The organism is Rhodoferax sp., assembly GCF_030653815.1.
Lineage (GTDB): Bacteria > Pseudomonadota > Gammaproteobacteria > Burkholderiales > Burkholderiaceae_C > Rhodoferax.
Map to the genome: position 1 here is coordinate 97,268 of NZ_JAURYQ010000036.1, position 15,767 is coordinate 113,034.

Sequence of the window (15,767 nt, forward strand, 5' to 3'; positions counted from 1 at the left end):
ATTCTGGTTGAGCAACTTTTAACGAATCAATGTGTCGCCCCTTCCCTCCAAACTACTGAGAACCTGGTCGAGCCTGACGCGCTGGCTATTGGCTGCAGTGGTTTCTGCCTGGCTGCTGCTGGGTCTGACATGGGGGGCGCTGCACTGGGTGATTGTGCCGCGAATCGACGAATTTCGCCCGCAGCTGGAGGCCTGGGCCACCCAGTCCCTGGGGGTAAGGGTGCGCGTGGGCGCCGTTGCAGCCCAGTCCAAGGGCATGGTGCCGTCGTTTGAGCTGAAAGATGTGACCCTGCTCGACGCCCAGGACCGGGTGGCGCTGCGGCTGCCGCAGGTGCTGATTGCGCTGTCGCCGCGTTCGCTCTGGCGCTTTGGCTTTGAGCAAATTTACATTGATCGGCCGGTGCTCGACGTTCGGCGTGACGTGAACGGAAAAATCACCATGGCCGGGCTGGATTTTGCCAACGGTCGTGATGGTGACACGGCTGCCCTGGACTGGTTTTTTTCGCAGTTCGAGTTTGCCATTCACGAGGGCACCTTGCGCTGGACAGATGAGCTGCGCAACGCCGAGCCGGTGCAGCTGACCCAGGTGGCCGTGGTGGTGCGCAACCGTGGCCGGCACCACGATGTGCGCCTGGACGCCACACCGCCTGACTCCCTGGGCAGCCGTTTCAGCGTGCGCGGCCGGTTTTTGCAGCCCCTGCTGTCGCGTCAGAACGGCCGCTGGCAGGACTGGGAGGGCCAGCTCTATGCCGAATTTGAGCGCGCTGACCTGGCTGAATTACGCCATTACATGCCCTTGGGCGTGGACTTGACCCAGGGCCGCGGCGCCTTGCGGACCTGGCTGGAAGTAGACCGGGGGCGCGTGTCCCAGGTCGCGGCCGACGTGGCGTTGGCCGAGGTTCGGGTTGTTCTGGGTGCAGACCTTCAGGCCCTGGCGGTGCAGCGGGTGCTGGGTCGTCTGGGCGGGCAGCGGCTGCCTTTTGGCTTCGAGTTTTTCACCCAGGGCTTGCGTTTTGACACCCAGGATGACTTGCGTTGGCTCGGTGGTGACGTCTTTTTGAGGCTGGAGCAGGCGCACAAAGGACAAGTCGAGCGCGGTGAGTTCCAGGCCGAGCAACTGGACCTGGCCGCGTTGGCCCAAATTGCCAGCCGGCTGCCGCTGGATGCCAGCCTGCGTGAGCGGCTGCAGGTGTTCGCCCCCAAGGGTCGGGTCGACAAGCTGCAAGCCAGTTGGCAAGGGCCTTTGAGCGCGCCACAGGCCTATGCCGCCCACGGCCGGGTCAGCCAATTGGAAATTGCCGCAGTGGCTGCCGCGCCGGGCGTCAAGGGGCTCGATGTGGATTTCGACTTTGACCAGCAGGCCGGTCAGGCCCGCCTCGCCGTGGTGAACGGCAGTGTCGATTTGCCGGGTATTTTTCAGGAGCCGATCATTCCGGTGACTTCCCTGGCTGCCAACGCCCGTTGGCAACGCCGGGGTGAGCACATGGCGCTTCAATTGGACAAGCTCAAGTTTGCCAATGCCGATGCCGAGGGTGAGGCCCAGATCACATGGGAAACTTCCGACCCGGCCAAGTCGCCGTCACGCGCGCTGTACCCGGGTGTGCTCGATTTGCAGGCCAACCTGAGCCGGGCTGACGGCAAGCGCGTCTACCGTTACCTGCCGCTGGTGATCGACCAGGCAGCGCGCGACTACGTGCGCGATGCGGTGCTGGAGGGGCAGGCCAGCGCGGTGCGCTTCCAGGTCAAGGGTGAGATTGACCAGCTGCCTTTGATTGACCCGAAAAAAGGCGCCTTCAGAATCAGCGCGCAAGTCACGGGTGCCAAGCTGGCGTATGTGCCGCCCAGCCTGCAGGACGCGACCGATTTGCCCTGGCCGGTGTTGACGGACCTGAGTGGCGAGCTGGTCATTGACCGCATGCAATTGCAGGTCAACAAGGCGAGCGCCACCTTGGGGCAAGGCACGGCCTTGCAGGTGACCCAGGTGGATGCCCGCATTGACGATTTGGACCATTCGATGGTCCAGGTCAACGCCGACATCAAGGGTCCGTTGCCCGAGATGATGCGCCTGGTCAATGCCTCGCCGCTGCGTGCCATGACCGACCAGGCGCTGGCCGCCAGCGTGGTCAGCGGTAGCGCGGCTTACCAGCTCAAGTTGCTGCTGCCGATTTCCGACATTGACCAGTCCAGCGTGCGCGGCAGCGTGACCCTGGCCGGTAACGATGTCCAGATCACGCCCGACAGCCCCAAGCTGACGCGCGCGCGCGGCCGGGTCAACTTCACCGAGGCTGGCGTGTCCCTGAGCGGCGTGCAGGCACAGATGCTGGGCGGCGAGGTGCGCCTGGAGGGCGGCTTGCTGCTGGTGCCGGAGTCGCCCGCTTGGCGGGGCGCACCGACGCTGATCCGGGCCACTGGCGTTGCATCGGCTGAGGGATTGCGCCAGGCCACGGAACTTGGCTTCGTGGCGCGACTGGCGCGGCACGCCACAGGGACGGCGGCCTACACCGCGAGTCTGGGCTTGCGCAAAGGGGTGCCTGAGTTGCTGGTCAATAGCACTTTGAAGGGTGTCGCTTTGAGTTTGCCCGAACCGCTGGGCAAAAGCGCCGACGAGGTGCTGCCCTTGCGGCTGCAAACGGCCTTGCTGACAGACCGTGCGCCACTGCTGCAAGATCGGCTGAGCTTGTCGGTGGCCAATCAACTGCAGCTGGTGTACGAGCGTGACGTGTCGCAGGCAGAGCCGCGCGTGCTGCGTGGCGCCCTGGAGGTCGGCTTGGATGCACAGGAATCGGCACCGCTGCCGACAGCGGGGGTGGCTGCCAATATCAGGCTGAAAAGTTTGAGCGTGGACGCCTGGCAAGAGGTACTGACGCAGGCCACGGGTGCTGGCGCCGGCGCCACGCCCGCGGAAGTTGGTCCGCTGGCCTCCTCGTATTTGCCGGACCAGTTGGCTGTGCGCTCGGACTTGTTGACGTTTGGCGGCCGACATTTCAACCAGGTGGTGATTGGTGGTAGCCGCGAGGGCGGGGTGTGGCGGGCCAATCTGGCTGCCAGTGAACTCAATGGCTATCTGGAATACCGCCCGCCCAATGCCTTGCAGACCGGGGGTGCTGAAGGGCGGGTTTTTGCCCGGCTGGCGCGCCTGACCATTGCCCCCAGCGTGGCCAGCGACGTCGAGGCGTTGCTGGAGGCGCAGCCGGCCAGCATTCCGGCGCTCGATATTGTGGTCGATGATTTCGAGCTGCGCGGCAAGCACCTGGGCCGGCTGGAGGTGCAGGCGGTGAACCGCAGGACGCCCAGCACGGCGCGCGAGGCCGGGGTGCGCGAGTGGCGCCTGAATCAATTCAACCTGTCGGCGCCTGAGGCCAGTTTTGTCGCCAGCGGCAATTGGGTCGCGCTGACTGCACCGGCTGCCGCCGCAGGCAGGTCTTCAGGGTCCCGGCGTACGGCCATGAACTTCAAGCTGGATGTGGCTGACAGTGGCGCCTTGCTGAGCCGCTTTGGCATGAAGGACGTGGTGCGCGGCGGGCGTGGCAAGCTTGAAGGCCAGGTGGCCTGGATGGGCTCGCCCCTGAGCCTGGATTACCCGTCCATGAGCGGCGCCTTCACGGTCAATGTCGAGTCGGGTCAGTTCCTCAAGGCCGACCCGGGTATTGCCAAGCTGCTCGGGGTGCTGAGTCTGCAGGCCTTGCCGCGGCGCCTGACACTGGATTTCAGGGATGTCTTCAGCGAGGGCTTCGCTTTTGATTTTTTGCGCGGCGACGTCAAGATTGACCAGGGCATGGCCTTCACCAACAACCTGCAAATGAAGGGCGTCAACGCGGCCGTGCTGATGGAAGGCAGCGCTGACATTGCCCGCGAGACCCAGGACATCAAGGCGGTGGTGATCCCTGAAATCAACGCGGGCACCGCGGCCTTGCTGGCCACGGTGATCAATCCGGCGGTGGGCCTGGGCACCTTTTTGGCCCAGATGTTTTTGCGCCGACCGCTGATCGAGTCGGCCACCCAGGAGTTTCATATTGACGGCTCCTGGGCCGACCCTCAGATTACCAAGGTGTCGCGCACGCGCGCGGCCGTTACGGAGAAAAAACCATGAAAGTTGCCACCATTCAAATGGTCTCGGGCTCAGACCTGTCCGCCAACCTGGCCGAAGCCAGGATACTCTTGCAGTCAGCGGCCCAGGCGGGCGCCGAGCTCGCCGTGTTGCCTGAGTATTTCTGTTTGATGGGCCAGCGCGATGCCGACAAACTGGCGATCCAGGAGCCGTTTGGCAACGGTCCGATGCAGCAGTTTCTGAGCGACTGTGCCCGCGAGCTGAGGCTGTGGCTGGTGGCGGGCACGCTGCCCATCAGCGCCCCGTCAGATCCGTTGGCCAATGCGCCGGCGGGCTCGCGGGTATTCAACAGCTCGCTGGTCTATGACCCCACTGGCGCGTGTGTGGCGCGCTACGACAAAATGCATTTGTTTCGTTTTGACAACGGCGTCGAGCGCTACGACGAATCGCTGGTGCTGGCGGCAGGCCGGCAACCCAGCACCTTCGACCTTCCTTCGGTGGACGGTCACAGCTGGCGCATCGGCCTGAGCGTGTGCTACGACCTGCGCTTTCCCGAGTTGTACCGGCATTACGCCCAGGCTGGGGCGCATCTGATGCTGGTGCCCGCCGCCTTCACCCACACCACCGGCCACGACCACTGGGAACTGTTGCTGCGCGCCCGCGCCGTTGAGAACTTGTCTTTCGTGGTGGCTGCGGCCCAGGGCGGACTGCATGACAACCAGCGTCGCACCTGGGGTCATGCCATGCTGGTGGACCCCTGGGGCAAGGTGCTGGCCGAGCGCGCCCGGGAGGGGGCGGGCGTGGTCGTGGCTGAGCTGTCCTGGGAGCTGATGCAGCAGTGCCGCAGCCGTTTGCCAGCACTTGAGCACCGGCTGCTGTAATGGTCTTCCCCCAGTTTTTTCAGCGCACCCTCACCGGCCTGGTGGCTGCCTTGTTGCTGGCTTGTGGCACCACGCCGCTGCCCGCGCCAGACAGCGCCAGCGCCGTGCCCGGTGTGCCGCAGCCGCCGGTCGCGCCCTGGGTGCTGCCCGACAGCATGGCATCCGTCCCGGCTCTGGTGCGCGGTATCAGCCGCTGGCAGCCGGTGGCCTGGTCCGAACTGCCGGGCTTCGAAAGTGATGCCCTGTTTGAAGCCTGGAACGCCTGGCTCAAAAGTTGCGAACGCCCGGGGCCGGTGTTTGCCCCGCTCTGCCCGGAGGTGCGCCGTCTCAGCATTGGCAGCGCCTCCGAGCAGCGCCAGTGGTTGCTGGCGCGGCTGCAGCCCTACCGCGTCGAACCCTTGCAGGGTGCGGTGGCGGGTTTGTTGACCGCCTACTACGAGCCAGAGCTGCAGGGCCGGCGTGTGCCTGGTGCAGGATTTTCCGTCCCCCTGTACCAGCCACCGCTCAATCTCAAGGCACGCCAACCCTGGTTCAGCCGGCAGGAAATCGACACCCAGGCCGCGGCGCAAGAGGCCTTGCGTGGTCGGGAAATTGTTTACCTGAGCGACCCGGTGCAAGCCTTGGTGTTGCAGATCCAGGGCTCCGGGCGCATCAAGGTGACCGAGCCCGATGGCCGCATCCGTGACATCCGCTTGGCCTATGCCGGCCACAACGGGCACCCTTATCAGAGCATCGGCCGCTGGCTGCTCGACCAGGGCGCGTTGCGCGACGCCACCTGGCCCGGCATTCAGGCCTGGCTGCAGCAAAATCCGCAGCGGGTCAATGAGCTCTTGTGGCGCAACCCGCGCGTGGTGTTTTTCAAGGAAGAGGCGCTGGGCGAGTTTGATGCCGCCTTTGGACCCAAGGGCGCGCAGGGCGTGCCGCTGACGCCGGGGCGCTCGATTGCGGTGGATCCCCAAAGCATTCCCTATGGCACGCCGGTCTGGCTGGCATCAACCGGGCCTCAGGTCACCCTGCAGCGCCTGGTGCTGGCGCAGGACACCGGTAGCGCCATTCGCGGCGCGGTGCGGGCCGATTATTTTGCCGGCTGGGGCGAGGCGGCCGGTGAACTGGCCGGACGGCTCAAGCAACCGCTACGCCTGTGGGTGTTGTGGCCCAAGCCATCGGTAATGGCGTTACCATAGAAGTTCGAACCTGACATTCCAGCTTTCACAGGAACCCTTTCATGAACAAGACAAACAGCAAATCCACCATGCGTGACATTGATGAACGCACCAATCTGGCTGGTAACAGTATGTTTGAATTGCTGTTGTTTCGTTTGGGTGGGGCGCCAGGCACCGACAAGCGCGAGTTGTTCGGCATCAATGTGTTCAAGGTGCGCGAAATTCTGGTTATGCCGGAGGTCACTGCCATGGTCAATTCGCCGCCCTCGGTCATGGGGGTGGCCAACATTCGCGGGCAGATGATCACTGTGATTAATTTGCCACAGTTGGTGGGAACCAATCCGACCAAAGGTTTGGGCATCTTGCTGGTGACCGAGTTTGCCCGCACCACGCAGGCCTTTGCCGTTGAAGAAGTCAATGAAATTGTGCGCCTGGAATGGAAACAGGTGCTCTCTGCAGAGGGTAGCGGCGGTGGTTTGGTGACCAGCATAGCGCGCCTTGACGGCGATACAGAAAGCACCCGCCTGGCACAGGTCCTGGATCTGGAGCAGGTTTTACGCGACGTGTTCCCCGAGCAGCATCAGGTCGAAATTGAGTCCACCCATAAATTGGACATCCCTCCCGGCACCGTGGTGTTGGCCGCTGACGACTCCGCAGTGGCGCGCATGATGATCGAGCAAGGTCTCAAGGCCATGGGCGTGCCATTCATCATGACCAAATCAGGTCAGGAAGCCTGGGATCGTTTGAAAGTCATGGCGGCAGAAGCTGAGTCGCAAGGCCTCACCATCCAGGACAAGGTGGCGCTGGTGCTCACCGACTTGGAAATGCCCGTGATGGATGGCTTCACCCTGACGCGCAACATCAAGCAGGATGCCCGCTACAGAGGCATCCCGGTGGTGATTCATTCCTCCTTGACTGGCTCCACCAACGAGGAGCATGTGAAGAAAGTCGGGGCCGACGCGTATGTGGCCAAGTTTGTGGCTGAAGAGTTGGCAGAGACCCTTCGCAAGGTGCTGACACCCCGGGTATGAAGGCCTTCGGCCCAAGGCGGCTCGGGAGGTTTTGCAAAAAGTTGATCTTGGCAAGAGCGGCCCCCGGACGCAGGGGCGGATCTTCATGAGCGGGGTGCAGACTCTGGTACCCCGCACGCCATGATTTGGCGCGCCACCAAACTGATTCGGCATGGGCGCAAATTCCGCAAGGTGTTCGGGGCTTTGGCCACGGCAAAGCGCGGCGTTCGACGCTGGCAGTGGAAGAATGACAGCCTGTTTTGGCACGCTTTCGTGCCCATTGAAGCCATTCATAAGCACCATTAGCGCCCGCATACAATGCCAAGTTGCCTCACAGCCGAGCGTGCGTGCGCCTGCTCAGCTGGTCTTTTTTTTTGTTGATTTATTTATTTGGAGTTCGCTGTGTTTATTTCTTCTGCCATTGCCCAAACCGCTCCTGCCGCCGCCGCCGGTGGCGACATGCAGTCATCGCTCATGGGCATGCTGCCTTTGGTGCTGATGTTTGTGGTGCTGTATTTCGTGATGATTCGCCCACAAATGAAAAAGGCCAAGGAGCACAAAGCCATGATCGAGGCCTTGGCCAAGGGTGACGAAGTCGCCACGGCGGGTGGTATTTTGGGCAAGGTGACCAAGCTCGGTGACAGCTTCATCGACATTGAAGTGGCTGACGGCGTGGAAGTTCATTTGCAGCGCAGCGCCGTGGTGCAGGTCTTGCCCAAGGGCAGCATCAAGTAAGTTCACCCGCCTCGAGCGCTGGCCTGAGCCAGCTTTTTGCAGTTTGATGTCATAAGGGCGGTCATGAATCGTTACCCGGTCTGGAAGTACGTGATCATTGTGATTGCGCTGGTGGTGGGGGGCTTGTACGCCTTGCCCAACTTTTTTGGCGAGTCGCCCGCCGTGCAGGTGTCTTCCGTCAAGCCGTTGATCAAGATTGACACAGGGACCCTGTCCCAGGTCGAGTCGGCGCTCAAGGCTGCCGGTATCACGCCCGACCTGGTGACCCTCGAGGGCACTTCCGTCAGGGTGCGACTGCTTGACACCGACACCCAACTTAAAGCCAAAGACGCGATCCAGAGGGCTCTGGTGCCTGACGCCACCAATCCCGGCTACGTGGTGGCCCTCAACCTGCTGTCGAGTTCACCAGCCTGGTTGACGAGTCTGCATGCTTCGCCGATGTACCTGGGACTGGACTTGCGCGGTGGCGTGCACTTCATGCTGCAGGTGGACATGCAGGCCGCGCTGACCAAGCGCGCTGAATCCCTGTCGGGTGACCTGCGCACCAGCCTGCGCGAGAAAAACATCCGCCACAGCGGCATCAACCGCAATGCCCAAACCATCGAGGTGCGCTTTCGGGATGCCGCCACGCTGGAGGCGGCCAAGCTGGTGTTCCAGGACCAGTTTGCCGACCTGCAAACCGTCGATGCGCCTGAGGGCGCCGAATTCAAGCTGACGGCTACCATCAAGCCTGATGCCGCCCGGCGCATCCAGGACCAGGCGCTCAAGCAGAACATCACCACCCTGCACAACCGGATCAACGAGCTCGGCGTGGCCGAACCGGTGATTCAACAACAGGGGCTGGACCGCATCGTGGTGCAGTTGCCGGGTGTGCAGGACACGGCCAAGGCCAAGGACATCTTGGGCCGCACCGCCACGCTCGAAGTGCGCATGGTCGATGAAAGCACCGAGGCCCGTGCCGCCGAGTTGGGCAACGCGATGGTGCCGTTTGGCTCCGAGCGCTATCTGGAGCCCAATGGCCAGGCGGTCATTGTCAAAAAGCAGGTTATTTTGACCGGTGAGAATCTGACCGACGCGCAGCCCGGTTTTGACAGCCAGACGCAGGAGCCCACCGTCAACCTGAACCTGGACGCCAAGGGCACGCGCATTTTTCGCGATGTGACACGTGAGAACGTGGGCAAACGCATGGCGATTTTGTTGTTTGAAAAAGGCCGCGGCGAAGTGGTGACGGCACCGGTGATCCGCTCTGAAATCGGCGGTGGCCGGGTACAGATCTCGGGCCGCATGACCACCATGGAAGCCAACGACACGGCCTTGCTGCTGCGCGCCGGCTCGCTGGCGGCACCGATGGAGATCATCGAGGAAACCACCATCGGCCCGAGCCTGGGCGCCGAGAACATTGCCAAGGGCTTCAACAGCGTGACCTGGGGTTTTGTCGCCGTGGCCATTTTCATGTGCCTGTACTACATGCTGTTTGGTGTCTTCTCGAGCATTGCGCTGGCCTTCAATTTGCTGCTCTTGGTGGCGGTGCTGTCGATGTTGCAGGCCACCCTGACGCTGCCCGGCATGGCCGCCATGGCACTGGTGCTGGGTATGGCCATTGATGCCAATGTGCTGATCAACGAGCGCATTCGCGAGGAATTGCGTGCGGGCGCGTCGGCGCAAGCCGCCATTCATACCGGCTACGAGCGGGCCTGGGCGACCATTTTTGACTCCAACATCACCACCCTGATCGCGGGTCTGGCGCTGCTGGCCTTTGGCTCGGGCCCGGTGCGCGGCTTTGCCGTGGTGCACGTGCTGGGTATCCTGACCAGCATGTTCTCCGGCGTGTTTTTCTCGCGTGGTTTGGTCAATTTCTGGTACGGACGTAAAAATCGCCTGAAGACGGTGTCGATAGGCACCATTTGGCGCCCCGATGGCGGCACGGCTCTCAAGACCAGCGAATAAACGAACAAACCTTGTGGGACAGACCGCAGCTACACACCGTGAGCCAGCTCTGTCCCCAACTGATTAGGATAGACCATGGAATTTTTTAGAATCAAGCGTGACATTCCGTTCATGCGTCATGCGCTGGTGTTCAACCTGATTTCCGGCCTGACGTTTCTGGCGGCGGTCTTCTTCCTGTTTTCGCGCGGCCTGCATTTGTCGGTGGAGTTCACGGGCGGCACCTTGCTGGAAGTCTCCTACTCGCAACCGGCCGACCTGGGCGTGGTGCGCGACACCGTGGCCAAGCTCGGGTTCACTGATGTCCAGGTGCAAAACTTTGGCACTGCGCGCGATGTGCTGATTCGCCTGCCGGCCCAAAAAGGCGTGAGTACAGCCCAGCAAAGCACCCAGGTGATGGCCGCCTTGAAAGAACGCGATGCCTCCGCCACCATGCGCCGCACCGAATTTGTCGGCCCACAGGTGGGTGATGAACTGGCGGCCGACGGCCTGAAGGCGCTGGCCTTTGTGGTGGTGGGCATCATGATTTACCTGGCGGTGCGCTTCGAGTGGAAGTTTGCCGTGGCCGCCATCATTGCCAACATGCATGACGTGATCATCATCCTGGGCTTCTTTGCCTTCTTCCAGTGGGAGTTCTCGCTGCCGGTGCTGGCGGCCGTGCTGGCGGTGTTGGGCTATTCGGTGAACGAGTCGGTGGTTATTTTTGACCGGATTCGCGAGAACTTTCGCCGTTACCGCAAGATGAACACGGAGGAAATTATCAACAACGCCATCACCTCCACCATCAGCCGAACCATCATCACGCACGGCTCGACGCAAATGATGGTCTTGTCGATGCTGCTGTTCGGCGGCGCGACACTGCATTATTTTGCGTTGGCATTGACCATTGGCATCTTGTTTGGTATTTATTCCTCGGTGTTTGTGGCGGCGGCGATTGCCATGTGGCTGGGCATTCAGCGTGAGGATCTGGTCAAGGGCGGGGCGACCAAAAAGGACATCGACCCCAATGACCCCAACGCGGGTGCCACCGTTTAGAATTTCTCGCCATGGCTAACCCCTCGTCTGCCCCACAAAACGCTGCCCAGGCGGCGCGCATTCGGCAACGCTTGGTGGATGACGTGGCGCAGGCCTTGACGGTCTTGCAAGCGTCGATTCGCGAACATCTGATCTCGCTGTTGAATGAAGTAGCGCCGACGCGTGAGCAACAGCAGTTACGACGCGATGCCTGGACGCTGTACGAACAGCAAAAAGAGCACTGGTTGGCCTCCGTTTTGAAGGCCTGGCAGGCGGGCTTGAGTCCGGTGGTGGAGCGCTCCACTAACGTGTCGCTGCCGAATCAGCTGGAGTTGGTCAGCACTGAAACTGTTGAAAACCGGATGCTGGCGTCCCGCATGGCCCTGTCCCTGATGGAGGTGGCGGCCAGCGAAGTCAATGATTTGCGCAAGCGGCTCAAGTACCTGGAAGGCGTTGAGGAACTGCCTGCCAAGGACACGGTTCACCCGGAGGTCCTGATTCAGGTGATCGTCGAGCAATGGGTTGCTTGTGGCTTGCCGCTGGAATCCTGGACTTTGGTCAATGAGATGGTCCAGCACCACGTCAACACCTATTGGCGGCCGATTTATGCGAAATGCAACGCCGAACTGGTGTCCCAGGGCGTGTTGCCGGTGATCGCTTTCGAGCCGCGTGCCAAACCCAGGCCAGCGCCCGCCACCCCGTACCCGGTGGCGCCGGAGTCTGCGCCTGAGCCCTATGCGCCGGGCGCTGCGCCAGGCTGGTCGGCCCCAGGAGGCGCCGCGCGCTGGCCTGCCCAGCCTGCCGTACCCGGCTGGCCTTCGTTTGCCGGTGGTTCGGCCGCGGGCTGGCCCGCGCAGGCTGGCCCGGGTGCAGCCTCGCAAGACGATCCGGGCTGGCCCGCGCCGGCAGGGGCGTCTGCCGCACCCCCCTGGCTGGATGCGCGAGAGGTCGGCGTGCTCGACCGGGTCGGTCGCATGATGACCGGTGTGCAACCGGTCCAGAATGTCACTGCCGCATTTGCGCATGTCCCGTCGCAAAGACTGATGACAGCGCTGGCGCATCGACCGGTGCTGGGTCACGCCCTGGCCGGTGCCGGCGGTGGTTTTGGCGTTGGCGTGGAGGCTGGTTCGCCTATGCTGGGGATGGTGCTGGTGGAGCGCCTGGCCGGTGAGCTGCAACAACAATCGGCTGAGCTCAAGAACCTGACGCAAAACGACAATGAAAAGGCCATCATTGAGTTGATCGCCCTCATGTTTCAGTCGATTTTGCAGGAAGATCGTATTCCGCCCGGCATCCGGGTCTGGTTCGCGCGCCTGCAAATGCCGGTGTTGAGCGTGGCGCTGGCCGATCCGGATTTTTTCAATCGACTGGACCATCCGGCCCGCCTGTTGATTGATCACATGGGTTCCTGCGCGCTGGGGTTCGACGCCAGCGGCATCAGCACTGAAGCCCTGGAGACCGAAATCAAGCGGGTGGTTCAGGTGGTCGAGCAATACCCCGAAACCGGTGAGCGCGTTTACCAGCGGGTTTACGAAGAATTCAAGGAGTTCCTCAAGCGCAACCTGACCCAGAAAGCGTCAACCCAGAAGGTGGTGGGCGTGGCCCAGCAGGTGGAGCAAAAGGAAACGCTGGCGATCCAGTGCACCATTGAGCTGCGCAACCAGATCAAGGACATGCCGGTGCGTGACGAGATTCGCGATTTTTTATACAAGGTATGGGCCGAAGTCATTGCCGTGGCCAGCATGCGTCAGGGCGGGCAACACGCGCAGACGCTGCAGCTTAAAAAAACCGCGGTGGACCTGATCTGGGCAGCCAGTGCCAAACCCAATCGGGCGGATCGGGCCCGGGTGATTGCAGATCTGCCCGAGTTGTTGAAGTCCTTGCGCACGGGCATGAGCCTGCTGGGTTTGAGTGAGCAAAATCAGGACGAGCACCTCAAGCTGATCAGCGACACCCTGGCCGACGCTTTCATGTCCAAGACCCAAGCCATCGACATGGGTCAAATCCAGGCTCTCTCTGAAAGACTGGCCAACCTGGAAGACTACTTCACCGACGATAGCGCCGAGGAGTTGCCGCTCGATGCCCAGAGCATTGAAGACTTGCTGGGCATTGATGCCTCGGACCTCGACGTGGTGACCGAAGGCGGTGTGGAGCCCGGCCCGGTCATGATGGCCTGGGCCCAGAACCTGAGTCTGGGGGCCTGGTTTACCCTGGAATACCTCGAGCAGAGGGTGCAGGTGCAGTACGTTTGGCGCAGTCCGATTGGCCATTTGCACCTGTTTGCCTCGGTGGTCGGGCGCAGTTACCTGATCCAGTCGGTGCGACTGGCCGCCTACCTGGAGGCAGGCTTGCTGGTGCCACAGGAAGAAGCTTCGCTCACCGTGCGCGCCACCCGCTCGGCGATGGCCAAGCTGGAAGCCAACCCCGAGCGCTTGCTGGCCTGAACGCCTGTCAGGCGCCAGACTGGCGTTGATACAAACCGCCAGGCAGCCGTGCCACCAGGCCATCGAGTTCCAGTGCCATCAATTGGGCCTGCAGGTCGGCAGTTTCCAACAGCGTTCGCCCTTGCAGTGCGTCCAGTCCGACCGGATCAAAACCGAGCGCATCAAGCAGCGCGCCAGGGTCGCCAAGGGCGCTTTCGTCGTCCGGTCTTTCTTTGTGCCTGACTGCAAATTCTGTCGTTGCAGGGCTGGCGCTGAAACCTTGCAGTTCTTCCAGTATGTCCTGTGCCGACTCGACCAGTTTGGCGCCCTGCTTGATGAGCGCATGACAGCCACGGGATTGCGCTGCATGAATCGAGCCGGGGATGGCAAACACATCCTTGCCTTGCTCGGAGGTCAGCCGGGCCGTGATGAGCGATCCTGACTTCAGCGCGGCCTCCACCACCAGTGTGCCACGCGCCAGCCCGGCAATGAGGCGGTTGCGTTTGGGAAAGTTGGCATTGATGGGTGGTGTTCCCAGCGGGTATTCGCTGAGCAGCAAACCGTGATGTGCAATCCGGTGTGCCAGGCCATGGTGGGCCTTGGGGTAGACGCGGTCCAGACCGGTACCGATCACCGCGATGGTGGCGGGCAGGTCGGTGGCGCCCTCGGTCAAACCTTCCAGGGCGCCTTCATGGGCAGCACCGTCAACGCCCAAAGCCAGGCCACTCACCACGGTCAGCCCAGCCTGGACCAGGCTTTTGGCAAACAGCCGGGCGTTGCCTGCACCTTGCGGCGTTGGGTTGCGGCTGCCGACCACGGCCAGGCAGCGTTGCGCCGTGATGGACCAGGGCGCGGTGAGGGTAGCCGCCGGCCTGCTTTCCTGGAAGCTGGCTACACCAAACAGGTACAGCAACAAAGGCGGGTCGTCGATGTCGAGCAGTGCCTGCGGGTAGCCCGGGTCGCCCAAGCTGAGGACTTGGCGCCGGCAGCCATTGACCTCGCTCTGGTTGACCCAGGCCCAGGTGGTTTCGAGCAGGTCGGCCAAGGCCGGTGGCTCGGCGCACAAGGCCTGGGTTTGCAAGGGCGTTGCCACCTGCCGCAAGGCTGCGCTGGGTTGCTCAAAAATGGCCTGGGGCAAACCAAAGCAAGCCAACAGCTTGCGCGCCGTGATGTTGCCGATACCGGGACTCAAGCTCAGCCGCAGCCAGGCCTTGAGTTCATCGCGGTCCATGGCGGCTGGACGCGTTGGCGGTCAGCGCGGGTTGATCAGCCGATCACCCACCTTGACTCCCTGGGTGATGTCGAGCACCAAGCCGTAGGACACTTTCTCAAAAGTGCGAAACACCATCAGCAAGCCGTTGCGCTCATCGGGCAGCTTGATCGGGGTCAGCTTGGCATCGGTCTTGTCCACCAGCCGTGCACCGTCGGTCATGATGGCCAACACATGGCCTGACTCGATGCCGTCACGGCTACCCCGGTTCAGGCTGACCACCTGGTTTTGCGCGGCATTCACCACGGCACTGCCGTAAATTGAGACGATGCGCGCCTCGATGGGGCTGCTGGGCGCGCGCGGCACGTAGCTTTGGAGTTGCGGCGGTGGTTCGGGCAACAGGCGGTCGCCAACGCGCATTTCTTCCTTGGCATCGACGATGTCGATGGTGGCAGGGACGACGTCGGTGCGGCTCTTGCCGTCGGCGTCAACCTGGCTCTGGCTGCTTTCGCTGCGGGCCAGCAAGGCCTTGCCCACGTATTGGGCTTCATAGCCAAGCACTTCCCCGCTGACGGGGTCTTTCAGGGGGGTGGCGTTGCGAAACACCCGGAACATTTGCTGTTTTTGGGTCGGATCATCCTGCAACTCGAAGCCGGGGTTGCCGCGCGCATAGGCCCGGTCACCGCGGGTGAGCAGCACCCGGTTGTCTTGCGCTGCCACGATGCGGGCGGCGGCGCTCAGGCCAAGTTCGTCGACGATCAAGGGTTCGGCCAGAAAGGGCTCGATCAGATGACTTTTCAGCGTGGGCAAGGCGCTGGCGTTGAGGTTTTCGATGCGTGTGCGCGGCGAGACGCGCACGGTGGGCGGTTGAGCCGCTGCATTGGCGCCGCCAGCCCGCAGGCTCAGGCGCCCCCGGCCGTTGCTGGTGTCGAGATAAAGTGTTTGTCCGGGGTAAATCAGGTGCGGGTTTTTGATCTCGGACAGATTCATGCCCCACAACTCGGGCCAGTGCCAGGGGTTTTTCAGGAACATGCCCGAGATGCCCCACAGCGTATCGCCGGGCTTGACCGTGTAGCTTTGCGGCGCATTGGGGGAAAGCGCACTCAGGGGCACACCTTGTTGGGCCACTTGGTTGGCGGTCGCGCGCTGCTGCTGGGTGATGGGGAAATTCTGTGACTGCACCGGGCCCGCCAACAGACTGCAGGCGAGTGCGGTCCACGTCAGTTTTCTGGAAACAGTGTCAAAAAGTGTTTTGGCCATGGTGTTTTCAATTCTATTCAATCGCGTTAGATTGTGCGCCCAAGCCCTTGCCGGGACAACGATTGTCCTTGGGCTAATT

10 protein-coding genes are annotated in these 15,767 nt (G+C 62.3%); 8 read left to right on the forward strand and 2 right to left on the reverse strand.

Annotated elements, in window-relative coordinates; translation table 11 throughout:
• Positions 1 to 31: 31 nt before the first annotated feature.
• The 8 genes from Q7U49_RS12105 to Q7U49_RS12140 all read left to right on the forward strand — a co-directional run bounded on the left by Q7U49_RS12105 (position 32) and on the right by Q7U49_RS12140 (position 13,239).
• Complete coding sequence (locus Q7U49_RS12105) at positions 32 to 4,090, forward strand: YhdP family protein (protein ID WP_304764518.1); 4,059 nt, start codon at positions 32 to 34, stop codon at positions 4,088 to 4,090.
• Positions 4,087 to 4,929, forward strand: a complete 843-nt coding sequence (locus tag Q7U49_RS12110) for a carbon-nitrogen hydrolase family protein (RefSeq protein WP_304764519.1) — start codon at positions 4,087 to 4,089, stop codon at positions 4,927 to 4,929. The genes Q7U49_RS12105 and Q7U49_RS12110 overlap by 4 nt, the downstream gene beginning before the upstream one ends.
• The gene (locus tag Q7U49_RS12115; RefSeq protein ID WP_304764520.1) at positions 4,929 to 6,113 is read left to right on the forward strand and encodes a murein transglycosylase A; all 1,185 of its coding nucleotides are present in this window, start codon (positions 4,929 to 4,931) and stop codon (positions 6,111 to 6,113) included. The genes Q7U49_RS12110 and Q7U49_RS12115 overlap by 1 nt, the downstream gene beginning before the upstream one ends.
• 41 nt (positions 6,114 to 6,154) lie before the next feature.
• Positions 6,155 to 7,123, forward strand: a complete 969-nt coding sequence (locus tag Q7U49_RS12120) for a chemotaxis protein CheV (RefSeq protein WP_304764521.1) — start codon at positions 6,155 to 6,157, stop codon at positions 7,121 to 7,123.
• Positions 7,124 to 7,504: 381 nt separating this feature from the next.
• Positions 7,505 to 7,837, forward strand: coding sequence for a preprotein translocase subunit YajC (gene yajC / locus Q7U49_RS12125; protein ID WP_304764522.1), 333 nt, complete (start codon positions 7,505 to 7,507; stop codon positions 7,835 to 7,837).
• Between the two features lie 63 nt (positions 7,838 to 7,900).
• Positions 7,901 to 9,784 carry a protein translocase subunit SecD gene (secD, locus tag Q7U49_RS12130; protein WP_304764523.1) on the forward strand — a complete coding sequence of 628 codons (1,884 nt, stop codon included), beginning with the start codon at positions 7,901 to 7,903 and terminating at the stop codon, positions 9,782 to 9,784.
• 75 nt (positions 9,785 to 9,859) lie between these two features.
• Positions 9,860 to 10,816, forward strand: coding sequence for a protein translocase subunit SecF (gene secF, locus Q7U49_RS12135; protein ID WP_304764524.1), 957 nt, complete (start codon positions 9,860 to 9,862; stop codon positions 10,814 to 10,816).
• Positions 10,817 to 10,827: 11 nt separating this feature from the next.
• Positions 10,828 to 13,239, forward strand: a complete 2,412-nt coding sequence (locus Q7U49_RS12140) for a DUF1631 family protein (protein WP_304764525.1) — start codon at positions 10,828 to 10,830, stop codon at positions 13,237 to 13,239.
• Positions 13,240 to 13,246: 7 nt separating this feature from the next.
• Here the strand turns inward: Q7U49_RS12140 and dprA are convergent, their stop codons facing one another.
• Both dprA and Q7U49_RS12150 read right to left on the reverse strand, forming a co-directional pair.
• Entirely contained in the window at positions 13,247 to 14,449 is a 1,203-nt protein-coding gene (gene dprA / locus Q7U49_RS12145; RefSeq protein ID WP_304764526.1) for a DNA-processing protein DprA, read from the reverse strand.
• 21 nt (positions 14,450 to 14,470) lie between these two features.
• Positions 14,471 to 15,688, reverse strand: coding sequence for a LysM peptidoglycan-binding domain-containing protein (locus Q7U49_RS12150; RefSeq protein ID WP_304764527.1), 1,218 nt, complete (start codon positions 15,686 to 15,688; stop codon positions 14,471 to 14,473).
• Positions 15,689 to 15,767 lie beyond the last annotated feature (79 nt).